Raw genomic sequence first — 22,633 nt, forward strand, 5'->3', positions numbered from 1 at the left:
GGCGGACGAACTGGGTGTTGCCGCGCGTTACTTGCTGCGGGGATCGAGTGCGTCACGCAGCCCGTCGCCCAGCAGGTTGAATGCCAGGACCGTGATGAAGATGGCCAGGCCCGGCACGATCATGTACATCGGATCGGTCTCGTAGAGGCCGGCCGCGCTGGTGAGCATGCCGCCCCAGGATGCCTGGGGAGGCGCGATGCCCACGCCGAGGAAGCTGAGGCCCGCCTCGAACAGGATGTTCGTCGGGATCAGCAGCGTCGCGTAGACCAGGATCGGCGCGACGAGGTTGGGCAGCAGCTCTCGGAAGAGGATGAACGGCCCGCGGGCACCGAGGCTGCGTGCGGCCTCGACGAACTCGCGCTCACGCAGACTCAGCGTCTGCGCACGCACGATGCGTGCCATGTACGGCCAGTTGAAGAATCCGATCACGAAGATGAGTACGGCGATCCGCAGCGGAAGTCCGGTCAGTCCGAACGCCCCGTCCTGCAGCGAGGCCGAGATCGAGATCGCGAAGAGCAGCAGCGGGAAGGCGAGGAAGGTGTCCATCGCCCGGCTGATGATGGTGTCGACCCAGCCGCCGTAGAAGCCGGCCACGACGCCGAACACGACGCCGATCACGACGGACAGCATGGTGGCACCGCCCGCGACCAGCAGGGAGACCCAGGAGCCCTCGATGATGCGGGTCAGCACGTCACGCCCGAACTGCGGGTCGACACCCAGCGGGTGGTGCAGGCTGATGCCGCCCCAGCTGCCCCTGGGCGACAGCAGGGCCGGGTCGATGAGGTCCTGGTGGAACTCGTTGGGGTCCAGACCGAAGATCGATTCGATGGGCTTCGCCAGGACCGCCATCAGGATCAGGAGGATGACGACGATTCCGCCGGCCACCGCGACCTTGTCCCGCTTGAAACGGTTCCAGGCGATCCGCCCGAGGGAACGACCTTGGATCTGGCTCTGTTTGGCCCCGGCGAGGACTGCCTCCGGCTGCGCCTCGGCAGCCGCCCCGGTGGTCTCGATCGGTGCGGTCACAGTGCCCTGACCCTTCTCGCCGGTGGTCACCGGCCTCTGCATGCCGCGGTCCACGGCTTGCCTCGCCTATACGACGTGCGCAGTTGCCGCAGATGATGCGGCACCGCTGCGCTCTTGAACTACGACTTGTCTCGCTCACAGGATCGATGACCCCATGTCTGACACGGGAGTCTTCAGCGACTCCACGATCACGTGCCAGAGCTGACGGGGAAAGTATGCGCAACCGTGATGCTCTTAGGGGGATTCCGTTATCCGAACAGTGGGTAACGGGGGTCGGACAGTGGTCAGTTGCTATGGAAGGGCCCACGAGGGACCCTTTCACCGCTTGTCACCCCCAAAGCGGACAACCGGCCCTTTCGCCTTCTCGCGCGCAGGTCAGCGCGGTGAGGAAGGTGAAGGGGCAACCAGTATGCGCGAGGCCGAGGCAAGCCGTGACCACTCGCCGCCGGTTCAAACCTGGCAACCGGCAGCCTCGCCGGCGCACCGATGGAACCCCTCATTCCCCCAGGGACCAGCCCCTACCTCCCCGGCGACCCCGGCGACAGGGCACCCCCAACTGCCGGTCGGCGCACTCCACTTCGGTGGCGAGTGACATGGATCACAGCAGTCGGAGGAGATGCCCGGCCCCGTCCTTCCGGCGGCCTTCACCCGCCCCTCAACCCCCGCAGGCCGGACATTCACCGCAAAGCAAAGGTCGTCCCGCGGACGCGGGAGCGGTACGCGGTGGTCTCCTCGGCCACCGTCGTGAAGGGCAGACGGCCACCACGACCGCGCCGCGGGTGCGGGGGGGATCCGGCACGGACAGGCCCGCGCCGCGGGTGCGGGGGGATCCGGCACGGACAGGCCCGCGCCGTGGTGCCGGAACGGCCGGCGCCGTGCGGCGCGGATCAGTACAGTCCGCGCGCCGGCGGGTAGCCGTACCCACCCGCCATCGGTGCCTGCGCCGGGGCCGCGTGGGCCTCACGGTCGTAGAACGGGCGCGCGTTGGCGCGCAGCCACATCGCCACCGGGTCGTACTCGTCGGACATCGCGACGGTCGACACGGGCAGCCCGTCCGGAACCGCGCCGATCGACTGCTGCATCATCGCCCGCACCGAGTCGACGGCGGGCGGCGAGGTGTCGTAGACGTCGAGCCCGATGGCCAGATACGGCGCCCCCAGCGCGGGCTGCACCCAGGTCCGCCGCAACGAGCGGACGGCCGGGGTGCGATGCGCGTTCTGCGTGAGCAGGGCGTAGAACTGCGGGATCTCGATGCCGGGTTCGGACAGCCGTAGGGGACCGGCGGGCTGGCGCTCCAGGCCCGCGGCGATCCTGCGCAGATCCAGCCACGGGATGCCGAGCCCGCCGCCCGGAGCGTGCGGATTGAGCCAGAGGCCGAAGTGGTCGGGGTAGAGGGTTCGGGCCACGTCGAGGCCGTCGACGACCTCGTACGAACGGTTCCAGCCACTGGCCGAGAGCTCCTGGGCGGAGGTGACGCACGGCGCGTATCCGAAGCCGCCCACCTCCATGTTCCCGTACTGGGCGTCCGGGGACCCGCCCTGGCCGTGCCAGAGCAGCATCCACACCTGGCCGGACGACGGGGTCGCGAGCGCGCGAAGGAGCGCCTCGTAGGCGTCGTAACGCCCGGGCGTCACCTGGCGCAGCATGTGCTCGACCTGCCCGGCCGCGGCCGTGCCCGACGCACTCACCCTCAATCGCCCCTTCGCGAAGAAATCACGATGAACTCACCCATTACGCCAGCGACACCGGTGGCCGAGGTGCGTCGACACCTCGACCACACCCCGACCGAGCCATGAAACCAGCTTAAGCGGCGATCCTGACAGCGACTTGACGCACAGCCCGGGAGCTCCCCGCCGCGTCAGTAGCCCTGCTGGTAGAACGGGCGCACGTTCGCGCGCATCCACTCCCCCACCGGGTCCTGCGCGACGTCGAGGAACACCATGTTCACCGGCCGGTCCACCGGCACCCGGCCGAGGGCCCGACCGAGCGCGTCCAGCGGGAGCGTCCGGGCGTCGCCCTCCCATCCGGCCAGTTCGACCCCGATGAACATCAGGGGGTGGTCGCCCTCGATGCTGGCCAGGCAGCGACGCGCGGTCAGCACCACACCGGTCGCCGCGAACTCGGCCGAGGCCGCGGCCAGGAAGTCCACCGGGTCGTCCTGCCAGTCGGGTTCGGAGAGTTTCACCCGGCCGCCGCTCGCGGGACCGTCCAGCGGAGTGCGCCCGGCACGGCACAGTTCGGCGACCGCGAGGGGCGGCAGCGGTACGCCCACCACACCTCCCGGGTTGATCGCGACGCCCACCTGCGGGGGCAGCCCGCGGGCGAACTCGACGGCGGGCGCGATCGTGAACGACAGATGGCCGCCGACGACCTGGCGGAACTGCTCCTCGGAGCTGAAGACCGGCACGTACGCCTGGCCCTCGATCTCCAGCGTGGGCAGGTCGAGGGGGCCCGCGTGCGGACCGCCGCCGTTGGGCAGCGGCACCCAGACGAAGCTGCGGCCGAGGACCTCGACGATGCGGCCGCCCGCCGAGGGCACTCCGAGGGACGCGGAGAGCACCTCCTCCAGTTCGTTGCCCGGCCACCCGCCGTGCGGGTGGGGGTGTGGGTGCGCTGGTGCCGGGAAGTCGGGGAAGTCCATCTGTATACCGCCTGCTGTGAACCGCTGATCCGGTGTTCCGGTGTCCTGGTGTGCTGCGCTGCTGCTCTGCTGTGGTGTTCCGGCTGGAAAGGTTAGTGGGCGCCTACGACCCTCTCGTACGACGATGTCCCGTCCTCCCCTGCCGGCTTCCGTCCGGCCCTCTGCCCGACCGGCCCTCTGCCCGACCGGCTCCGCACCGCCGTACGACGTACCTCCGTACGACGTACCTCCGCACGACGTGCTTCCGTACGACACGCTCGCGCGCCGCCGGCTCCCCGCGTCCGTCAACCGTCGAAGCCGATCCGGCGCAGCACATCCGCCGCTTCGCGGTCGAGGAGTACCGCCGAGCCGCATCCCTCCGGCAGTTCGCCCCGCTCGACGGAACGCACCAGCCGGCCGAGCGCGCCCCGGTGACGCGCGAAGGCGTACCGCGAGACGCCCCGGCCGCGTTCGCGCTGGCCTTCCAGCGCCGTGCCCGGTGTGACGTCGAGGAGCAGGAGGTGGAGTGTGCCGCCCCGGCGGCGGGCCTCGCGGGCGAGCCAGCGGCGCACCCATGCCTGGGTACCGCAGTCGTGCACCACGACACCGGTGCCGGAACGCAGTGTGCGGCGCAGGCCCGCGTAGTGCGCGAGGCGGACCAGGGGGCGGTAGAGCGCGTACGGGAGCCGGCGGGCCAGCCGGCCGTCCCAGCGGTCGCGGGTGTCCTGGGAGTCCACGCACCGGCCCGCGACCGCGCGGCGCATCAGGGTCGACTTGCCACTGCCCGGCAGCCCGGTGACCACCACCAGGTCCGCCGTGCCGAAGTACAGGCCGTGCGGGCTGTGTCCGGCGCGCTCCCTGAGGTCGCGCACGACGGCCGCCGGAAGCGCGCCGCGCACCTCCCGGGCCGCGGTACCCGGCTGCTGCGGCAGCGCGAGGGCCGAGGTCGTGGCGTACGCCCTGGTCCTGTTCACCGTGATCGTCCTCCCCTTGGGTCTGGAGTCCCATCCCCGTCGAGTGTAAAGAGAAGGTAATGCGCGATGCTTGCTGTTTCCGTGTTCGGACTGCCACAGGCCGGTTACAGATGCGGACTGCCGTCATCCGACGGCGCGTGCAATGATGTGCCCGCCAACTGCATACCGGCCGCTTGAATCCGCGCGGGAGAGTTCCCAGTGACGTGCACACATCCGTGTGACGTACGTCGTGCTGGGACGCCGAAGGAGCAAGTCCCTCCCTTGAATCTCTCAGGCCCCGTTACCGCGCGGGCGAGGCACATCTGAAAAGCGGGCCGCTGACCGGTGGCTCCACCCAAGGTGCAAGTCGTGACCTCCGTTCGCGGGGTCGTGATGAACCTCTCAGGTTCCGATGACAGATGGGGAGGAACGACCTCGCCGTCATGCCTTGGGAGCCCCACCGATGAGCAGTAACGCACCCCGCCGTACCGCGCTCGATGCCCTGCATCGCTCGCTGGGCGCGACGATGACCGACTTCGCGGGCTGGGACATGCCCCTGCGGTACGGCTCCGAGCGCGACGAGCACGTCGCCGTCCGCACCCGGGCCGGTCTCTTCGACCTCTCGCACATGGGCGAGATCACGGTCACCGGCCCGCAGGCCGCCGCGCTGCTGAACCACGCGCTGGTCGGCAACATCGCCTCCGTCGGCGTGGGCCGCGCCCGCTACACCATGATCTGCCGGGCCGACGGCGGCATCCTCGACGACCTGATCGTGTACCGGCTGGCCGAGACCGAGTACATGGTCGTCGCCAACGCCTCCAACGCCCAGATCGTCCTCGACGCGCTGACCGGGCGCGCCGCCGGTTTCGACGCCGAGGTCCGTGACGACCGGGACGCGTACGCGCTGCTCGCCATCCAGGGCCCCGAGTCCCCCGGGATCCTCAAGTCGCTCACCGACGCCGACCTCGACGGCCTGAAGTACTACGCGGGTCTCCCGGGCACGGTCGCGGGCGTCCCGGCGCTGATCGCGCGCACCGGCTACACGGGCGAGGACGGCTTCGAGCTCTTCGTGGCCCCGTCCGACGCCGAGAAGCTGTGGCAGGCGCTGACCGAGGCGGGTGCGCCGGCCGGGCTGGTCCCGTGCGGTCTGTCCTGCCGCGACACGCTGCGCCTGGAGGCGGGCATGCCGCTGTACGGGCACGAGCTGACCACCTCGCTCACCCCGTTCGACGCGGGGCTCGGGCGGGTCGTGAAGTTCGAGAAGGAGGGTGACTTCGTGGGCCGCGAGGCCCTGGAGGCAGCCGCCGAACGCGCCGCCGCGAACCCCCCGCGGGTGCTCGTCGGGCTCGTCGCCGAGGGCCGCCGCGTCCCGCGCGCCGGGTTCGCCGTCGTCGCGGGCGGCGCGGTCGTCGGTGAGGTCACCTCCGGCGCTCCCTCCCCGACGCTGGGCCGGCCGATCGCCATGGCCTACGTCGACGCCGCGCACGCCGCACCGGGCACCGCCGGCGTCGGCGTGGACATCCGGGGCAGTCACGAACCGTACGAGGTCGTGGCGCTGCCGTTCTACAAGCGCCAGAAGTAGGTCCACCCGGGGCCGGGCGCGTCGACGTGACGTACCTCGTCGCGCCCTGTCCCCCGTCCCACGACACCCCGGCATCCGGACACCCCGTCCGTACCCGTTCATCAGCACTCCCCCGCGTACAGGAGAATTCAGGCCATGAGCAACCCCCAGCAGCTGCGCTACAGCAAGGAGCACGAGTGGCTGTCGGTCGCCGAGGACGGCGTCTCGACGGTCGGCATCACCGAGTTCGCGGCCAACGCGCTCGGCGATGTCGTCTATGCCCAGCTTCCGGAGGTCGGTGACACGGTGACCGCGGGCGAGTCCTGCGGGGAGCTGGAGTCGACCAAGTCGGTCAGCGACCTGTACGCGCCGGTCACCGGCGAGATCGTGGAGGCCAACCAGGACGTGGTGGACGACCCGTCCCTCGTGAACTCCGCGCCCTTCGAGGGCGGCTGGCTGTTCAAGGTACGGGTCACGGACGAGCCGGACGACCTGATGTCCGCCGACGAGTACACCGCCTTCACCGCCGGCTGAGGAGTCACCGCATGTCGCTTCTGAACACGCCCCTGCACGAGCTGGACCCGGACGTCGCGGCCGCGGTCGACGCCGAGCTGCACCGCCAGCAGTCCACCCTGGAGATGATCGCCTCGGAGAACTTCGCTCCGGTCGCGGTCATGGAGGCCCAGGGCTCGGTCCTGACCAACAAGTACGCCGAGGGCTACCCGGGCCGCCGTTACTACGGTGGCTGCGAACACGTCGACGTCGTCGAGCAGATCGCCATCGACCGCGTCAAGGCGCTGTTCGGCGCCGAGCACGCGAACGTACAGCCGCACTCGGGTGCCCAGGCCAACGCGGCCGCGATGTTCGCGCTGCTCAAGCCCGGCGACACGATCATGGGCCTGAACCTCGCGCACGGCGGGCACCTGACCCACGGCATGAAGATCAACTTCTCCGGCAAGCTCTACGACGTGGTCGCGTACCACGTGGACGAGGAGTCGGGCCGGGTCGACATGGCCGAGGTCGAGCGCCTCGCCAAGGAGTCCAGGCCGAAGCTGATCGTGGCCGGCTGGTCCGCCTACCCCCGGCAGCTCGATTTCGCGGCCTTCCGCCGGATCGCGGACGAGGTCGGCGCGTACCTGATGGTCGACATGGCGCACTTCGCCGGCCTGGTGGCGGCGGGGCTGCACCCGAACCCGGTGCCGCACGCCCACGTCGTCACCACCACCACCCACAAGACGCTGGGCGGCCCGCGCGGTGGCGTGATCCTGTCCACCGCCGAACTGGCCAAGAAGATCAACTCCGCGGTGTTCCCGGGCCAGCAGGGCGGTCCGCTCGAGCACGTGATCGCCGCGAAGGCCGTCTCCTTCAAGGTCGCCGCCTCCGACGACTTCAAGGAGCGCCAGCAGCGCACGCTCGACGGCGCGCGGATCCTGGCCGAGCGCCTGGTGATGCCCGACGTCACCGAGCACGGCGTCTCGGTCCTGTCGGGCGGCACGGAGGTGCACCTGGTCCTGGTCGACCTGCGCAACTCCGAGCTGGACGGACAGCAGGCCGAGGACCGGCTCCACGAGGTCGGCATCACGGTCAACCGGAACGCGATCCCGAATGACCCGCGACCCCCGATGGTGACCTCGGGACTGCGCATCGGCACGCCCGCCCTCGCCACCCGCGGCTTCCAGGCCGAGGACTTCACCGAGGTCGCGGACATCATCGCCGAGACGCTGAAGCCGTCCTACGACGCGGACGCCCTCAAGGCCCGGGTGTCCGCTCTGGCCGACAAGCACCCGCTGTACCCCGGCCTGAAGTAGTTCGCGCGGAACGTACGATTCTTCGGGGCGCCGCGCACACTGGAAGCACGACTGTGTGCGGCGCCCACCTCATGCACCACCCCGCTTGCTAGGAGTTCCCGTGGCCATCTCGGTCTTCGACCTGTTCTCGATCGGCATAGGCCCGTCCAGCTCCCACACGGTGGGCCCGATGCGCGCGGCCCGGATGTTCGCCCACCGGCTGCGCAACGAGGACCTGCTGCCCGCCGTGGCCTCCGTCCGGGCCGAGCTGTACGGCTCACTGGGCGCGACCGGCCACGGGCACGGCACCCCGAAGGCGGTGCTGCTCGGCCTGGAGGGCGCCTCGCCGCGGACGGTGGACGTGGAGGGGGCCGACGGCCGCGTCGAGGAGATCAAGGCCTCGGGCCGCATCAGCCTGCTCGGCGAGCGGGAGATCCCCTTCTCCTTCGACGACGACCTGGTCCTGCACCGGCGCAAGGCACTGCCCTACCACGCGAACGGCATGACGATCTTCGCGTACGGCGCCTCCGGCGAACTCGTGCTGGAGAAGACGTACTACTCCGTCGGCGGCGGTTTCGTGGTCGACGAGGACGCGGTGGGCGAGGATCGCATCAAGCTGGACGACACCGTCCTGAAGTACCCCTTCCGTACGGGCGACGAGCTGCTGCGGCTGACCAAGGAGACCGGACTGTCGATCTCCGCGCTGATGCTGGAGAACGAGCGGGCCTGGCGCACCGAGGAGGAGATCCGTGAGGGCCTTCTCGCCATCTGGGGTGTGATGCAGGCGTGCGTGTCGCGCGGCATGTCCCGTGAGGGCATCCTGCCCGGCGGCCTGCGGGTGCGCCGCCGCGCCGCCGTCTCGGCCCGCCAGCTGCGCGCCGAGGGCGACCCGCTGGCCCACGCGATGGAGTGGATCACCCTCTACGCGATGGCGGTCAACGAGGAGAACGCGGCGGGCGGCCGGGTCGTCACCGCCCCCACCAACGGGGCCGCGGGCATCATCCCCGCGGTGCTGCACTACTACATCAACTTCGTCCCGGGCGCGGACGAGGACGGCGTGGTCCGCTTCCTGCTGGCCGCGGGCGCGATCGGCATGCTCTTCAAGGAGAACGCCTCCATCTCGGGCGCCGAGGTCGGCTGCCAGGGCGAGGTCGGCTCCGCCTGTTCGATGGCGGCGGGCGCCCTCGCCGAGGTACTGGGCGGCTCCCCCGAGCAGGTCGAGAACGCCGCGGAGATCGGCATGGAACACAACCTCGGCCTCACCTGCGACCCGGTCGGCGGCCTGGTCCAGATCCCCTGCATCGAGCGCAACGGCATGGCCGCGGTCAAGGCGGTCACCGCCGCGAAGATGGCGATGCGCGGCGACGGCTCCCACAAGGTCTCCCTCGACAAGGTCATCAAGACCATGAAGGAGACCGGCGCGGACATGAGCGTCAAGTACAAGGAGACGGCGCGGGGCGGGCTGGCGGTCAACATCATCGAGTGCTGAACCACCGCGCCCGAAACACAGGGTTCCTGTCAGCCCGGCTCCCCGGAGCCTGAGGTGACGCGGTGCGATGCCGGGCCGGTCGCGACGTCCGGCTCCCCGCTGGTCGACTCGGCCGGTCGGGCTCATCCTGCGGTGTCCCCCGGGCGCAGCAGCAGCCGGGAGGTCCGGTCCACGAGTTGCCGGAGAACGGGCAGGTAGCTCTCGTCGCCGCCGAGGTCGCCGAGGATGCGGTGCGCCTCGTCCCGGAATTTGCGGATGTCGTCCTCGTAGCGGTCGAGTACGGCCGGGGTGAGGAGCAGGCCGGTCAGGGCCGCCCGTGACGCGGCGGATGTTCTCGCACCGGAGTGCAGGTCCAGGATGCGGGGCCTGAGATCGGGCGCCGCGTCTTCCAGAGCGCAGGCGAAAAGATAGGTCACGGTACCGTTCAGCAGATCCTCGTTCCGTCCGGAGGCGATGTCCTCCTGGTCGTTGAACATCTGCCACAGAATTCCGAACACGGAGCCGAACTCCCGCCACAGATCGATCCGCTCGGCCTCCGCGCCCGCCAGTATCGCGGCCATCGCGGTGATCATGCCGAAGGGGGCGCCGGATTTCTCCCGGTAGGCCGTGACGACCGAGTTCCGGGACGCGTGGCCCACGTCCGCGCGCATGTCGCCGAGCTGCCCCTGGGCGGCGGTGATCCCGCAGTCGAGGACCTCGGCCGTCAGAGCGCCTCGGACCGGCTCCGGGATCCGTCGCGAGCCGATCGCCTTCAGCGAGAGCACGTGTCCCGTGACCACGGCTGCCAGGAGTGCTTCGTGCACGGTGAGTCCGGCGGGCGTGTGCGCGCCGTGCCCGTCCGCCAGATCGTCGAGATAGCAGGCCGAGGTCCACCACAGCACGTGCACGGCGGACAGCGGGACGGCGGGTTCGGGGCTGCCCGTCTCGACACCGTGCACGACCAGCGGTAGCACCGACAGAGGGTATTTCATCCTCTGGTGGCGCAGGAGTTCCGCGACGACGCCCTTGACGGATTCCGCCGACGGGCCGAGCCGTTCGAGGATGGCCGCTATTTCCTCCTCTATTTCCGAGGAGAATTCCTGATGCAGGTCCAGATACGATGCGGCAGTCATGTGCTGTTCCGTGTCTCTGTGGTGGATTTCAACGGGCCGTTCCGGACGCGGGCTTCGAGTCGTCCGGGGCACGGAATACGCGGCTGCGGCCCGGCGGGAACGGCTTCAGCCGGCGGCGGCCGCACGCTCGTGCTCCGTCAGGGGCGGCCCTTCCAGAAGGGGCTTCTTCCGGCCGAGGTAGACCAGGGCGAGCATGTCGGGCATGAGCAGCCGGGCAGGCGGTTTCTCCATGCTCATCACGTCCAGCAGGATGCGGAGGGCGCGGGGGTCGCGCGAGCCGGCGCCGACGGCCTTGTCGACGAAGGCGGCGAGGTTCCTTTCGAGCCGGGTGGGGGGCTGTTCACTGGCGCCCGGGTAGAACACGTCCTGGCCCACGGCCAGGCTCCACGCGTTCTCGACCGGGCGGGCCGCGGCCTTTTGGATGCGCCGGGACGTGCCCGGGGCGCGGAGGTCCCGCCGTCGCAGGACGTCGCGCAGGGCGACGACGCTCTGTGCGGCGGCGGTCAGTCCGTGACCGTAGACGGGGTTGTAGCCGGCGACGGCCTCGCCGAGGACGGCGAAGCCGTCGGGCCAGCGGGCCGCCTTTTCGTAGTAGCGCCGCTTGTTGGCCGTGCTCCGGGTGGTGACGACGTCCGTCTCGGGCTCGGCGTCGGCGAGGAGTTCACCGATGACGGGGTGCGGCAGCTTGAGCGCGAAGGGAACGAAGTCCTCGTTGCCGGCGCCGGGTTGGCCCCCACGGGTCCCGGCGAGGGTGACCAGCCAGCGGCCGCCTTCGATGGGGGTGATGATGCCGCCCCTGCCGGGGTTCTGGCGGGGGTCCGCCTGGACGTTGACGATCGGGAAACCGTCGGCGGTGGTGCCGGGGGCGCGGTAGATCCGGCTGGCGTAGCCGACGCCCGCGTCGACCGTACGCTCGGCCACGGGTGGAAGGCCCAGGTCCCGCAGCCAGCCGGGGGCGCGGCTGCCACGCCCGCCGGCGTCGATGACCAGATCGGCGGCGAGGACGCTGTGGGTGTCCGCCACGCGTATGCGGACTCCGGACACGCGTCCGGCGTCGCCTTCCAGGGACACCAGTTCGGTCTGCTGTCGCAGGGAGATGCGCCGGTCCTCGAGCACCCGGGCGCGGATCACGGCATCGAGCAGGTCGCGGCTGCACAGAAGATTGATGTGGCGGGCGTGGTCGAAGCGGCGGAACCACTGGCCGGACGGAGCCTTGGACACCAGGTCGGTCATGATGCGGCTCCGCCGTGCGCCCTGGCCGACGAGCCGGTCGACGACACCCGGCAGGAGCTCCTCGATGGCTTTGACCCCGCCGGACCACAACACGTGGGCGTGCCGGGCCTGCGGCAGCCCCTTGCGGGGTCGCGGGCCGTCCGGCAGGCGGTCGCGCTCGACGATCGTGACGTCGGCGTGGTCGGCGAGCACGGCCGCCGCGAGCATGCCCGTCATACCCCCGCCGATGACCACGGCGGTGCGGCGGGGAGCGGATCTGTCGGGCATGTACGGAACTCTCTTCTGTCGCAGGGACGGAGCGGGCGGCGGACCTCACCGGCCGCACACCACACCGCATCATCCGCGACGTCGTGCCGCGGCTGCGAGCGGAGTGGTCCAAGACCGGCTGGCCACCGGGGTGTTGCCGGACACGCGACGGTGGTGCGACGAACGTGTCCGGCCGAAGGCTTCCCACCCGAAGGGCGGTTCGATCTCCCGCGGGCCACCGTTGCCGCGCGGCACCGTCCGACGGCGCCCGTGACACCTGCCTGCCGGCCCTCACCGGGGCGGGATCCGGCGCGGCGCCGCGCCGGTCACCACCGCACGCCGGGTGAGGCGGAGACTCAACACCGCACGCTGGGTGAGGCGGAGCCTCGCCTCACGTCAGTCATGGGTGGTGGCCATCCGGTTCTCGGCCCGCCGGCGCGCCTTCGCCACGATCTGCGATGTGGAGAGCGCGCCCGCCAGACGGACCATCAGATGCGGATCCGCGATGGACCGCAGCGTCCCGACGTTCGCCGGGGCCTCGGTGCCGCCCGTGCGGGACGCCCGGACCCCGGCCACCAGCATCGCCGCTTCGGCCACGACCGCGGCCCGGTGCACGGCGTGGGGTGGCGTGCCGGCATCCGAGGAACCCGACGGCGCTCTCGGCGCTGCGCGGAACCGCTGGGTGACCGCGCGTGCGAGCACCTCCGGGAGCGATCTCCCGGTGGCCGACCCGGCGGCGGTGAGCTGGGCCAGAGCTTCGGCGTACGCGGTCGTGCGCACCCGGTCGTCGAGGTACGGCGAGCAGGCCAGGACACCGTCCCAGATGGCGATCTCCTGCCGGGCCAGACGCACGACGGGCGGATCCCACCAGCGGACGACCCCCTCCGCCGGCGCGCGCAGGGTGGACGGCTCCGCCCACAGGGGCTTGAGAAGCCGGTAGCGCCTCCAGGCGCGCAGATTGGCGGCCGCGGGTGGCCCGACCCGGGGCACGGCAAAGCCGCAGGCGACGGTGACCCCGGCGAGCATGACCAGGGGAGGTGACACGTCGGTGGACAGGAAATCCCAGTCGACGCCCCGCCAACGAGCCGCCATGGCCGCGTACTTGGCGATCTGGTAGCACGCGTCGAAGCCCAGCCCGGCGACGATCAGGACCAGGCCGGTGCGGGTCACGCCGCGCACCTCCCGCAGCCAGCTCACGCTCATGAACGCGAGGGCGCCGGTGGCAGCCGTGTGCGCGACCATGTACAGCAAGATCATTTCGCACATGTAGGGCGTGCGGGCGTAGTACGTGTCCAGGTCCCGAGTCCGTTCCACCGGAACCCGCGCCAGGGCGAACAGGACCCAGACTCCCGCGACGGCCAGTCCGTAGAGCCCCAGCACAAGCCGGTCGGCGCGCCGTCGGCTCTCCGGCGGTCCGCCTCTCCATCTGGTCATCAGGACGAGGTAGCCCGCGCTGAGCGCTGTCATGCCCGTGTACACCAGGGGAGCGCTGAAGTTCGCGACGCCCGTCGCGTCATTGACGAACCGGATCGTGGGCGGGGCGGACAGGAGACACACCGAGGAGCCGACGAGGAGGATCCCGGCGCTGGGGGCGACCAGAGGATCGCGCCAGACTCCCGCGCCCCCGGACAGCTTCAGCGCGGCGGCCAGCAGCAGCAGCACGCCGGGGATGTAGAACACGACACCGTCGTCCACTAGACCGGCCCGCCTTCCGGACGGTCGCCCGGACGCTGCCGCGGGTAACCGGGTGGGCGTGGCGAACACGGCTGACATGGCGGACGTAGCGGACATGGCGAAGGCGGCGACACGTCGCGGGGAGACCTGGAGGGGCCGGGGTTCACAGGGGGGTTCTTTCGTCATCCGCCGCCGTGGGGACCCCGGCGGCGGCACGGGCCGCCACGACGACGGGGGACGTACGCAACGCACGCGCCACACCCACCAAGGTGGCACGCGACGCGAAGCTCGCGGTGTTCCGCGCGACGGCCACCCGGTGAGCGGGCGCGTCGGCGCGGTGGGAGCGAACGGCGGCGGCGATCATCGCCGCGAGACCGACGCGGAAGGCGTCCTCCTCGGTGTGGCCCGCGGCTCGGGCCAGGGTCTGCGCGTGGGAACGGACCCGGTCGTCGAGGTGCGGGCGGACGAGGTTCAAGCCGTCCTGGATCCCGGCCTCACGCCGGGTGAGGCGCACGGCGCAGGACGAGTACCAGGGGATCGGCGCGGCGAGCGGTGTGCCGGGTGAGGCGGCGGCGAGTTCACGCCACAGGGGGCCGAGCCGTCTCCAGCTCACCACCGCACGCCAGAGCGCGACCAGTCGCGGGCCGTACAGCGGCAGCGTGAAGCCGACGGTGGCGACGGTGGCGGCCAGGCCCACGAGGCCGGGCGCCAGGACGGTGCTCAGTACGTCCCAGTCCCGGCCGGCCCACCGTGCCATCACCGCGGTCAGTTTCAGCGTGCTGAAGGACAGGTTGAGCAGCCAGCCGGTCACGAGCAGCCACAAGCCGGCCCGCAGCCATCCGTGCACCTGGATCGCCCAGCGCCAGCACAGCACCGTGGTGGCGATCGCGGCGGTCATGTGGCCGAGCAGGTACAGCACGATCATCTGCCCGATCCAGGGCGAGGTGGCGTAGTGCGTGTCGAGGTCCGTCCGGCGCTCGACCGGGGCGTCCCCCAGTACGAACAGGAGGATCAACAAGGCGATGACGACGGCGTAGCCGATCTGCCAGCGCCGGGCGAGACGGCGCACATGGCCGGCCGGACCTCCGCGCCAGTGCAGGATGAGCACCAGGCAGGAGGCGCTGTAGGCACTGACGACGGCGTAGACCAGCAGGGCGGCGAGGTTCGGGATGCCGCTCGTCCTGTTCACGGCGGCGACGGTGGGCGGGGCGGCGAAGGCGAACCCGGCGCCGCCCAGGAAGATCACCCAGCAGACCCATCGAACCAGCGGGTCGCGCCAGGACCTCACCAGGTCGGGCAGTTTCGAGGCGAGGCCGGCCCACAGGGCCAGCGCCGGAATGTAGTAGGTCGAGGCGCCCACGGCTCAGACCCTGGACCGGCGTTGTCCCAGTGACGCGGTGATCCGGCCGGCGATCCGGGTCCGGTCCGTGGACTCGCCGTCGGCTTCCCCTTCGAGCCAGACCCGCAGCCGCGTCACCGCCCGCAGGGCGAAGGTCTCGGCGTCCTGCTCGGAACGCTCGTTGAACTCGGTACGTGCGGCCACGGCCCCCACTGCCTGCCGTAGATCGGCCCGGTCGCTCAGCACGCGTGCGGCGACTCGGACACCTGTGGTGTGGTGACCGCAGTCACCCTTGACCATGTGCCAGATCTCGTGGCACAGGATCGCCAACTGGTGGACGGGAGCCGCCCTCCGGTCGACGACGATGACGTCCTGCTCGGGCAGCTCCAGCCACAGGCCCGTCGCGGTGCCGTGAGGGAACTCCTCCTGGAGGAGGACGACCTGACGGCCTTTGATCTCGGACACCCTGGCGATCAGCGCGGCGAAGAGTACGTCGGGATCCGAGGGGACGGGCAGGCGTAACCCGTCGGTCAACCGGCGGATCAGGTGCCGCATCTCCCTGGCGCTGCCTGTACGCACTGTGCTCCCCGCGAACCTTTGCGTGGGCGCCCGTGCCCCGGAAACCGCCGAGCCTCACCCGGCAGGCAAATATGCCAAACCAGGTGTCCCTTCGGCCAGATCAGGCTCTGCGCGGCGCAACAACCTGCGGGTCCCTATGTACCGATCAAACCGGACTTGCACGGATTTGACGCCGGCGCGTCCGATGCGCGCGCGACGCGATCCGGCCAGATGGAGAGCGTTCACCGCCCACGGCGGCGCGCACTGCGGACATCCCGTCGTCCCGCCTCGGCAGCCGTCGTCTCCGCATGCGGCTCCTTGCCGCCCCTCGTCAGCGCGAGTCGGGTCGCGTGCCGTCCGTTCCGGGGCTCTCCGCGCCCAGCGCCCTTCTGCGCTCCAGGATGGTGTCGATCCAGTCGGTCACCAACTGGATCTCCTCCTCGGCCAGTTGTGGCGCACGCGCGGCGAGTCTCCGCAGGCCGTATTCGTTGCGCAGGCGAGCCATCGGATCGACGGCCCGTCCCTCCAGCCGGCGCAGGACCGGCTGGAGGGCGTCGTCGAGCGCGGTCTCCGGTTCCGCGGAGAGCAAGCCGTTGGGCTGCCCGAAATAGAATCTCTCGATACCCGCCTGGGTGGATGCCAGCGGGCCGCCGGAACGGCCGGTCCGCTGCTCCGCGCTCCGCTCCGTCGTCTTCCTACGGCTGTTGACGAGGTTCGAGAGGGATGCCCGGGAGGCTCCGAAGGCGGCGGCGATCTCCTCGTAGGAGTGCCGGGAGCCGTCAGGGCGCAGTCGTGTCTCCCGCAAGTGGTCGAAGCGGCGGACGATCCGGTCCGTGATGTCCTCCGCCGGTGGCTCCTTGCCCTCCAGAAGCATCTTGACGACGTCCCGCGGGACGCCGCTGTCGATCGAAAGCTGTGCGACGTCGAGCACCTCGTCACGGCTCCGCCCCCCCCAGGAGGGAGTCGATGTGGCTCAGGGTTTCGGGACCCGTCAGCCTCAACAAGATGTCCGGAAAGTGCGTCACCCTCAGCGGCTGGGTGACGTCCCCCGGCGGCGGCAAGTCCGTCGGAGACCAGTGGACCAACGTGCACTGCTAGCCGCGGAATTCCTGCGACGCCCTTCAGGGGATCGACACCCCCCGGGGCGGGAGGGCGCCAGGCTCACTCCCGCCCCGGCCGGGCGTCGGCCGGTCGTTCGAGGGTGGGGTGGGCGATGTGGGGGAACGTCACTCGGAGAGGTCGCAAGACCTGTGAAACCCGGAACGCACCCCATGGACAGGGGCAGAATCGCTCGCACCCGTCCCCCACCCCCGGAGGAGTCCCCCATGCTCCGCGGCATCGACGTCAGCGCCTACCAGTCGTCCGCCTACTCGACCGACGGGCTCTCCTTCGTCTTCATCAAGGCGACCGAGGGCCGTTCGTACGTCAATCCGAAGCTCGCGTCCCAGGTGAAGACGGCCCGCGACGGCGGCTGCGTCGTCGGTTTCTACCACTTCCTGTGGCCCGGCGATCTCACCGCCCAGGCCGAATACTTCGTCGGCAAGGCCCCGGAGAAGGCCGGTGACCTGCTCGCCGTCGACTGGGAGACCACCGGTGACGGCACCCACGCCAGCAACGCCGAGAAGGACCGCTTCGTACGCAAGGTGAAGGAACTGAGGCCGGACCACCGGGTCCTGCTGTACACGAACCGCAACTTCTGGCTCAACGTCGACACCACGTCGTACGCGGGAGACGGTCTGTGGATCGCCGACTACGTGACCGCGGGCGAGCCCCGTATCAAGGCGAAGTGGCGCTTCCATCAGTACACCGACAACCCTCTGGACAAGGACGTCGCGCAGTTCTCCAGCAAGGCGGCGCTGCGCGAGTGGGCCGCGGCCGACTGACCGGCGTGGGTGCACCGGGGCTCCGGCGGCGGTCCGCACGCGGGACGCCGTCCGGCACCGGGTGACCGGCGCCGGACGGGTCGAGGAGGCGCGGAGCCTCAGCCGCGGAAGTCCGCCGGGCGCTCCGCGGATGCCTCGGCCAGTGCCTTCGTCACCGCCTCGAGGCCCTTCTGGAGGCCGTACACCGGCGTGCCGGGCTGCTGGCGCCAGGATTCGTCGATGCCACCCGCGTCGACCGTGTCGAAGCCGAGTTCGTCGATGAGGTCACGTACGACCTGCTTGGCGGCGGCGTCGTCGCCGGCCACCGGGAGGGCCATGCGGCCGGGGTCGCCCGCCGGACGGTGCCGGTCCAGGATGTCCTGCGCGTACGTGCCGTTGAACGCCTTCACGACGGGGTGGCCGATCTGCTGGGACGTCCAGCGGCTCTCGGTGAGCGGGCCGTCCTCGATCGCGGCGATCCTGCCGTCCCGCTGCTGCGGGTAGTAGTTGCCGGTGTCGATGACGGCGGCTCCGTCCGCAAGCCCGTCCAGCACGCCGGACGGCAGGTCGGGCACCGCCTTCAGCGGGACGGTGACCACGACCACCTCGGCGCCGCGCGCCGCCTCCCCGACCGGGACGGGCGTCGCCCCGGTCTCCTCGGCCAGCGCGGTCAGGGTCTGCGGGCCGCGTGAGTTCGCGACGGAGACGTCGTGCCCGAGGGCGGTCAGCCGCCGGGTGAGGTTGCCGCCGATGTTGCCCGCGCCGATGATGCCGATCTTCATGAGTGCCAGGCCCTTCAGTGGTTGATGCTCCTGATGGCGAGCATCAACCCCGGGGCGGGAAAGGCTATTCCGGGGGCGTACGGCGATCGGGTGAGCGCCCCCGCGGTTTCACCCCCGCGGCTTCGCACTCACGGGTCACGGGTCGTGCTCGCGTACCCCGAGGGCTGGGGCGGTCGGCGTGGGACCGGTCGGCTCCGTCCTGGCCCGTGATCGGCTCGGCGCGTGCTCCGGTCCGCGGCCGACGCCGGAGCGGCGGGGCGGCAGGGCGGACGGGCGGACGGGCGGACGGGCGGACGGACGGACGGACGGACGGACGGGCGGACGGGCGGACGGGCGGACGGGCGGACGGTAGAGCGTGCGCGTCACCCGGGGGTACGGCAAAGGGGCGCCCGCCGGATCACCGGTGGGCGCCCCTCGGCGTGTGTCACTTGTTCAGGTGGGTCCAGAACTCGTCGAACGAGAGGACCTTGTCGCCGTTGAGGTCGCGGGTGGCGATGACGGCCTCCGCCACCGATTCGGTGACGTTCCAGTCGCCGCCCTGGGCGAGGGCGCTCTTGAACTCGGCCGCGGTGATGAAACCGTCACCATCCGTATCGATCCGCTCGAACTGCTTGCGTGCTTCCTCGATGTCCGCCACCGATCCGCCCCTTCGTAGTGCATTACTGCCGTGTGTACGGAGGTCAGATTAACGGGCGGGCAGGCCGCGCAGTACGGCGACCACCCGCGCCGACTCCTCGCGGTGCGCGGGCGGCGTTCCCTTCACGGGCCCGGGACGCCCGCCGGACCGGCGACGGTGGGTACGGGCCATCCGGTGGGTGCGGGCCCGAGCGGTGGGAAGGGTACGGGGATGGGTGACACTCTGCGCGGCATTCTGGACTCGGCGGCCCGTGGCGTCTTCCCCCCGCCCGACGGCTCCACGACCGTCGTACCCCAGCACGCCCACCGGGACGCCGGTGTCCTCGCCTTCACGGCGCACTCCGTCGTCTTCACCGACGAGGATCCGCGGTGGGTGCGCGAGACGCTGGCCCGGGTCGGCTGCGACGCGCTCGCCGCGGCCGTGAATCCCCGGTTCCTGGCCGCGTTCATGGACCGTACCGGGCGCTCCCACGACACCGTCGACCTGCTGCTGGCCGCCGCTCCGGTGCCGGGGCGGCCGGCGGTGGACCTGGCGGAGATCGGCGATCCGTGCCATCCCCGGGTGTTACGGGCCCGGCGGCACCGCGACGACGTCCGTGTCTGGGCCGCCGGAGGCGGGGTGCTCGTCCTCGGGCGCGGGGTGGCGGGACGGCTGGAGGCCGCCGTCGAGGTCGACGAGGGCGTACGGCACCGCGGGCTGGGGCGGGCGCTCGCGGCGGCGGCGCGACAGCTCGCCGGCGAACCCGTCTGGGTCCAGGTGGCACCGGGCAACGCCCGCGGTCTGCGGGCGTTCCAGGCGGCGGGCTACCGTCCGGTGGGCGCGGAGGCGCTGCTCACCGCGCCCTGACGCCCCGGTGCCAGGCGGCGTGGTGCGGGCCCGCTCGCGCAGGCACCCCCGCCTCGGTCCCCGGTCACCGGGCGAGGGGGTCCGGCCCGGCCGTGGCCGGGTCAGCGGAAGATGCCGGTGTGGCCGAGCGAGTAGCGGCCCGGCTGCGGGTAGACGGCCAGGCCGTGCGGGCCGCTGCCGACCGGGATGCGGGCCAGCTGCTTCCCGGAACGCGTGTCGATGGCGTACACCTCGGAGTTGTAGCGTCCCGACAGCCACAGGACCTTGCCGTCGGCCGAGACACCGCCCATGTCGGGGCTGCCGCCGTTCGGCAGGCGCCACTTCTTGGTCAGCTTGCCCCGGGCGAAGTCGAAGACGGAGATCGTGCCCTCGCCCCGGTTGGAGATGTACATCTCGCGCGAGTCGCGGCTGACGTACAGGCCGTGGCAGCCCTTGCCGGTGTGCAGCAGCGTCGGTTTGCCGAAGCCGGCCGCGTCCAGGACCCACACCCCGTCGGCCACCATGTCGGCGATGTAGTACTTCTTGCCGTCCGGAGAGATCTTCACGTCCTGCGGCATCGCGCCCCGGAAGGGGAGCTTCTGCTGCGCGACGACCTTCATCTTCTCGGTGTCGACCTTGAGCAGCTCACCGCTGAACTCGCACGACACGATGAAGGAGCGGCCGTCGGGCGAGAAGTCGGCGTGGTTGACGCCGTAGCAGCTGACCGGCTCGGTCTTCCTGATCTCCATGGTGTGCGCGTCGCGGAAGACCAGCTCGCGGTCGAGGGAGGCCATGACGATCGCGTACTTGCCGTTCGGCGTGAAGTACAGGTTGTAGGGGTCGTGAACGTCGACGGACTTGCCGGCCTTGCCGGTCCTCGGGTCGATGGGGGTGAGGGAGTTGCCCCGGTCGTTGTTGACCCAGAGCGTCTTCATGTCCCAGGAGGGCACGACGTGCTGGGGCTGCACGCCCACCCGGATCGTCTTGATGACCTTGTACGTCGCCGGGTCGATGACGGAGACCGTGTTGGAGTTGGTGTTGGGCACGTAGACGCGGGACGGGAAGTCCTTGACCACCGGGGACAGCTGGTTGGCGCGGTCGGCGGCGTAGACGTCCTTCGCGTCGAGCACGGGGGGCATACCGGGCAGGCCGGCCGGCATCTTCGGCTGGGCCGGCCGGACGGCGGCCTGGGTACCGGCGGCCTGGTTCGCGTGGTCCTTCGACCCGCCGCTGCAGCCCGCGAGGGCGGCGAGCACGGCGCCCGCGATCAGGGCGCTTTGGAGGTGGTTGCGGTTGCGGTGCATCAGCTCAGCAGCTCCGTGGTGGTGACCGCGCGCAGTCCGCGCCGGCCGATTTCTTCCAGGACGGCGGGAAGCGCGGCGACCGTGTCCGCGTACCCGAAGTGCATGCTCACCACGGACCCGTTGCGGATCCCGCCGAGAACCTGGCGGGTGACGGCGGGGGCGCCCGGCGAGGTGTAGTCGAGCGAGTCGAGGTCGTACGAGAGGACGTGCGGGTAGCCCGCGCCGCGAGCGAGCCGTTCGACGGCCTGGGAGGCCCGGGGGGTGCGGGACGGCCGGAACCAGGTGCCGATGGATCCGGTCAGCCGGCGCAGGCGCTCCGCGCAGCCCCGGATCTCCGCGTCCGCGTCCGCCGCCGACATCGCGTTGATGTCGAGATGGCGCAGGGTGTGGTTGCCGAGGTCGTGGCCGCCGTCGAGGATGCGCCGGGCCAGGTCGGGGTGTTCGTCCAGCCAGGTCCCCACCACGAGCACCGTGACCCGGGCCCCGTTCTTCTCGGCCTCGCCGAGGAGTGTCCTGGCGACGGCCGGATCGCCCTGCCCGTGGAAGGTGAGGGCGACCTGGGGACGGTCCCGTGGGCCGTGGGTGATCTCGGCGGGCTGTCGCGGGAACCGCCGGGGCTCGGGTGCGGCGCGCCGCGCTGCCGGGGGTGTGGCGGGCGGTGTGCCGGACGCGCGGGACGCGGCGGGAGGGTGGGCGACGGCGTCGGGGGTGGCGCAGCCGGCGGTGAGCGTCCCGGCGGCGAAGGTCCCGGCGGCGAGTGCGACACCCGAACGCAGCGCCGCACGACGGTCCGGCGCGGCACGCGTGTCGCTCTCTTCGGTGGAGTGCTGAGGGGGACGGGCGGGCGTGGTCACCCGCACCATTTAAGGGCGTATGGGTAAGAAAACGGGCGATTGGACCGGTGGGTGGGGTGCGGGTCGCGGCACCGGCCCGAGCCCGCGCACGGAAGGGGGGCGCGGGTGGGGACACGGGCGCGGAACGGGGACACGGGCACGGACGCCGACCGGGACACGGGCCGGGGACGCGGGCGACAGCAGACGGGCGACCGGCGACAGTGCGCGGCGCAGAGGGCGGGTCACGGTCAGCGGTCGGCGACGCGCATCTCGAACCAGGTCGTCTTGCCGCGGGGCAGGAGGTCGACGCCCCAGCGGTCGGAGAGCTTGTCGACGAGGAAGAGGCCGCGGCCGCTCAGGTCCATCTCCTGGACCGGCATCAGACAGGGCAGCCCCCGGGAGGGGTCGCGGATCTCGACGCGGATCCAGCCCCGGCGCCGCCGCATCCGCAGCCCGAAGACGCGGGCGCCCGTGTGCCGTACGGCGTTGCCGACGAGTTCGGACACGAGTAACACGGCGTCCTCGGTCATCTTCGGGGAGAGTCCCCACTGGCGCAGGACGACGACCTGGGCGAGCCGGCGCGCGGTGGCCGCGGATTCGGGGCGGGACGGCAACGGTACCTCCGCCTCCGTCGGGTTGCCGAACAACTCAAGCGCCTTCAGCGCCCGTTCGTCCTCGACCGCAGGCGACCAGCGCGCCGCGGTCGCACTCCCGTGCCGCCGCGGCTGTTCCATACCCTCCAGCCCCGCCATGCCCCCATCATGGCCGCCCAGGCCGCCCCCGGGGGCCGTT

At 71.2% G+C, this 22,633-nt stretch carries 22 protein-coding genes and 1 riboswitch; of the genes, 7 read left to right on the forward strand and 15 right to left on the reverse strand.

Features of this window, described 5'->3' with window-relative positions; genetic code table 11:
• Positions 1-27: 27 nt before the first annotated feature.
• The 4 genes from ACFVTC_RS38860 to ACFVTC_RS38875 all read right to left on the reverse strand — a co-directional run bounded on the left by ACFVTC_RS38860 (position 28) and on the right by ACFVTC_RS38875 (position 4,626).
• On the reverse strand, positions 28-1,026 hold the full coding sequence (locus tag ACFVTC_RS38860; RefSeq protein WP_168530340.1) for an ABC transporter permease: 999 nt from the start codon (positions 1,024-1,026) through the stop codon (positions 28-30).
• A gap of 887 nt (positions 1,027-1,913) precedes the next feature.
• On the reverse strand, positions 1,914-2,714 hold the full coding sequence (locus tag ACFVTC_RS38865) for an enhanced serine sensitivity protein SseB C-terminal domain-containing protein (RefSeq protein WP_390133925.1): 801 nt from the start codon (positions 2,712-2,714) through the stop codon (positions 1,914-1,916).
• 170 nt (positions 2,715-2,884) lie between these two features.
• Positions 2,885-3,667 carry an enhanced serine sensitivity protein SseB gene (locus ACFVTC_RS38870; RefSeq protein WP_168530338.1) on the reverse strand — a complete coding sequence of 261 codons (783 nt, stop codon included), beginning with the start codon at positions 3,665-3,667 and terminating at the stop codon, positions 2,885-2,887.
• A gap of 284 nt (positions 3,668-3,951) precedes the next feature.
• Positions 3,952-4,626 carry an AAA family ATPase gene (locus tag ACFVTC_RS38875; RefSeq protein WP_390133991.1) on the reverse strand — a complete coding sequence of 225 codons (675 nt, stop codon included), beginning with the start codon at positions 4,624-4,626 and terminating at the stop codon, positions 3,952-3,954.
• Between the two features lie 168 nt (positions 4,627-4,794).
• Positions 4,795-4,916: riboswitch (glycine riboswitch) on the forward strand.
• A 146-nt stretch (positions 4,917-5,062) separates the two neighbouring features.
• On the opposite strand from ACFVTC_RS38875, the gene gcvT reads away from it, so the two are divergent.
• The 4 genes from gcvT to ACFVTC_RS38895 all read left to right on the forward strand — a co-directional run bounded on the left by gcvT (position 5,063) and on the right by ACFVTC_RS38895 (position 9,436).
• Entirely contained in the window at positions 5,063-6,181 is a 1,119-nt protein-coding gene (gene gcvT, locus ACFVTC_RS38880; RefSeq protein WP_390133927.1) for a glycine cleavage system aminomethyltransferase GcvT, read from the forward strand.
• A 135-nt stretch (positions 6,182-6,316) separates the two neighbouring features.
• Entirely contained in the window at positions 6,317-6,694 is a 378-nt protein-coding gene (gcvH, locus tag ACFVTC_RS38885; protein WP_266701478.1) for a glycine cleavage system protein GcvH, read from the forward strand.
• 11 nt (positions 6,695-6,705) lie between these two features.
• On the forward strand, positions 6,706-7,968 hold the full coding sequence (gene glyA / locus ACFVTC_RS38890; protein ID WP_390133930.1) for a serine hydroxymethyltransferase: 1,263 nt from the start codon (positions 6,706-6,708) through the stop codon (positions 7,966-7,968).
• A 100-nt stretch (positions 7,969-8,068) separates the two neighbouring features.
• A complete protein-coding gene (locus tag ACFVTC_RS38895) occupies positions 8,069-9,436 on the forward strand; it encodes an L-serine ammonia-lyase (protein ID WP_390133932.1) in 1,368 nt (455 codons plus the stop codon).
• Positions 9,437-9,558: 122 nt separating this feature from the next.
• Here ACFVTC_RS38895 and ACFVTC_RS38900 read toward each other — a convergent pair whose 3' ends face one another.
• The 6 genes from ACFVTC_RS38900 to ACFVTC_RS38925 all read right to left on the reverse strand — a co-directional run bounded on the left by ACFVTC_RS38900 (position 9,559) and on the right by ACFVTC_RS38925 (position 16,529).
• Complete coding sequence (locus ACFVTC_RS38900; protein WP_390133934.1) at positions 9,559-10,548, reverse strand: polyprenyl synthetase family protein; 990 nt, start codon at positions 10,546-10,548, stop codon at positions 9,559-9,561.
• A gap of 105 nt (positions 10,549-10,653) precedes the next feature.
• Positions 10,654-12,048 (reverse strand): FAD-dependent oxidoreductase, encoded by a 1,395-nt coding sequence (locus ACFVTC_RS38905; protein ID WP_390133937.1) that lies wholly within the window; start codon positions 12,046-12,048, stop codon positions 10,654-10,656.
• Positions 12,049-12,423: 375 nt separating this feature from the next.
• A complete protein-coding gene (locus tag ACFVTC_RS38910) occupies positions 12,424-13,722 on the reverse strand; it encodes a hypothetical protein (protein WP_390133939.1) in 1,299 nt (432 codons plus the stop codon).
• Between the two features lie 142 nt (positions 13,723-13,864).
• Entirely contained in the window at positions 13,865-15,061 is a 1,197-nt protein-coding gene (locus ACFVTC_RS38915; RefSeq protein ID WP_390133941.1) for an MAB_1171c family putative transporter, read from the reverse strand.
• Positions 15,062-15,064: 3 nt separating this feature from the next.
• Positions 15,065-15,619: a toxin-antitoxin system, toxin component gene (locus ACFVTC_RS38920; RefSeq protein WP_390133943.1), complete on the reverse strand. Its 555-nt coding sequence runs from the start codon at positions 15,617-15,619 to the stop codon at positions 15,065-15,067.
• A 310-nt stretch (positions 15,620-15,929) separates the two neighbouring features.
• Positions 15,930-16,529, reverse strand: coding sequence for an XRE family transcriptional regulator (locus tag ACFVTC_RS38925; protein WP_390133946.1), 600 nt, complete (start codon positions 16,527-16,529; stop codon positions 15,930-15,932).
• Positions 16,530-16,564: 35 nt separating this feature from the next.
• Between ACFVTC_RS38925 and ACFVTC_RS38930 the strand changes: the two genes are divergently transcribed.
• Positions 16,565-16,696: a hypothetical protein gene (locus ACFVTC_RS38930; protein WP_390133948.1), complete on the forward strand. Its 132-nt coding sequence runs from the start codon at positions 16,565-16,567 to the stop codon at positions 16,694-16,696.
• 227 nt (positions 16,697-16,923) lie between these two features.
• Complete coding sequence (locus ACFVTC_RS38935) at positions 16,924-17,481, forward strand: glycoside hydrolase family 25 protein (RefSeq protein ID WP_390133950.1); 558 nt, start codon at positions 16,924-16,926, stop codon at positions 17,479-17,481.
• 98 nt (positions 17,482-17,579) lie between these two features.
• Here ACFVTC_RS38935 and ACFVTC_RS38940 read toward each other — a convergent pair whose 3' ends face one another.
• Entirely contained in the window at positions 17,580-18,329 is a 750-nt protein-coding gene (locus tag ACFVTC_RS38940; RefSeq protein ID WP_390133993.1) for an NADPH-dependent F420 reductase, read from the reverse strand.
• 337 nt (positions 18,330-18,666) lie between these two features.
• Positions 18,667-18,879 (reverse strand): EF-hand domain-containing protein, encoded by a 213-nt coding sequence (locus tag ACFVTC_RS38945; RefSeq protein WP_148010556.1) that lies wholly within the window; start codon positions 18,877-18,879, stop codon positions 18,667-18,669.
• 210 nt (positions 18,880-19,089) lie between these two features.
• Between ACFVTC_RS38945 and ACFVTC_RS38950 the strand changes: the two genes are divergently transcribed.
• The gene (locus ACFVTC_RS38950; protein ID WP_390133952.1) at positions 19,090-19,725 is read left to right on the forward strand and encodes a GNAT family N-acetyltransferase; all 636 of its coding nucleotides are present in this window, start codon (positions 19,090-19,092) and stop codon (positions 19,723-19,725) included.
• Between the two features lie 101 nt (positions 19,726-19,826).
• Here the strand turns inward: ACFVTC_RS38950 and ACFVTC_RS38955 are convergent, their stop codons facing one another.
• The 3 genes from ACFVTC_RS38955 to ACFVTC_RS38965 all read right to left on the reverse strand — a co-directional run bounded on the left by ACFVTC_RS38955 (position 19,827) and on the right by ACFVTC_RS38965 (position 22,593).
• On the reverse strand, positions 19,827-21,008 hold the full coding sequence (locus ACFVTC_RS38955) for a YncE family protein (protein WP_390133954.1): 1,182 nt from the start codon (positions 21,006-21,008) through the stop codon (positions 19,827-19,829).
• Entirely contained in the window at positions 21,008-21,871 is an 864-nt protein-coding gene (locus tag ACFVTC_RS38960; RefSeq protein WP_390133956.1) for a polysaccharide deacetylase family protein, read from the reverse strand. Before ACFVTC_RS38960 ends, ACFVTC_RS38955 begins: the two co-directional genes overlap by 1 nt.
• A gap of 218 nt (positions 21,872-22,089) precedes the next feature.
• On the reverse strand, positions 22,090-22,593 hold the full coding sequence (locus ACFVTC_RS38965; RefSeq protein WP_390133958.1) for an ATP-binding protein: 504 nt from the start codon (positions 22,591-22,593) through the stop codon (positions 22,090-22,092).
• Between the last annotated feature and the right edge of the window lie 40 nt (positions 22,594-22,633).

Origin of the sequence: Streptomyces sp. NPDC057950 (assembly GCF_042887295.1) — a bacterium.
Classification (GTDB): Bacteria; Actinomycetota; Actinomycetes; order Streptomycetales; family Streptomycetaceae; genus Streptomyces; species Streptomyces kaempferi.

Excerpts from the sequence above, each read along its gene's own strand:
- glyA (WP_390133930.1), top strand. The coding sequence starts at position 6,706 with ATGTCGCTTCTGAACACGCCCCTGCACGAGCTGGACCCGGACGTCGCG.
- gcvH (WP_266701478.1), top strand. The coding sequence starts at position 6,317 with ATGAGCAACCCCCAGCAGCTGCGCTACAGCAAGGAGCACGAGTGGCTG.
- ACFVTC_RS38905 (WP_390133937.1), bottom strand. The coding sequence starts at position 12,048 with ATGCCCGACAGATCCGCTCCCCGCCGCACCGCCGTGGTCATCGGCGGG.
- ACFVTC_RS38900 (WP_390133934.1), bottom strand. The coding sequence starts at position 10,548 with ATGACTGCCGCATCGTATCTGGACCTGCATCAGGAATTCTCCTCGGAA.
- ACFVTC_RS38950 (WP_390133952.1), top strand. The coding sequence starts at position 19,090 with ATGGGTGACACTCTGCGCGGCATTCTGGACTCGGCGGCCCGTGGCGTC.
- ACFVTC_RS38935 (WP_390133950.1), top strand. The coding sequence starts at position 16,924 with ATGCTCCGCGGCATCGACGTCAGCGCCTACCAGTCGTCCGCCTACTCG.
- ACFVTC_RS38955 (WP_390133954.1), bottom strand. The coding sequence starts at position 21,008 with ATGCACCGCAACCGCAACCACCTCCAAAGCGCCCTGATCGCGGGCGCC.
- ACFVTC_RS38960 (WP_390133956.1), bottom strand. The coding sequence starts at position 21,871 with ATGGTGCGGGTGACCACGCCCGCCCGTCCCCCTCAGCACTCCACCGAA.
- gcvT (WP_390133927.1), top strand. The coding sequence starts at position 5,063 with ATGAGCAGTAACGCACCCCGCCGTACCGCGCTCGATGCCCTGCATCGC.
- ACFVTC_RS38965 (WP_390133958.1), bottom strand. The coding sequence starts at position 22,593 with ATGGCGGGGCTGGAGGGTATGGAACAGCCGCGGCGGCACGGGAGTGCG.
- ACFVTC_RS38930 (WP_390133948.1), top strand. The coding sequence starts at position 16,565 with ATGTGGCTCAGGGTTTCGGGACCCGTCAGCCTCAACAAGATGTCCGGA.
- ACFVTC_RS38870 (WP_168530338.1), bottom strand. The coding sequence starts at position 3,667 with ATGGACTTCCCCGACTTCCCGGCACCAGCGCACCCACACCCCCACCCG.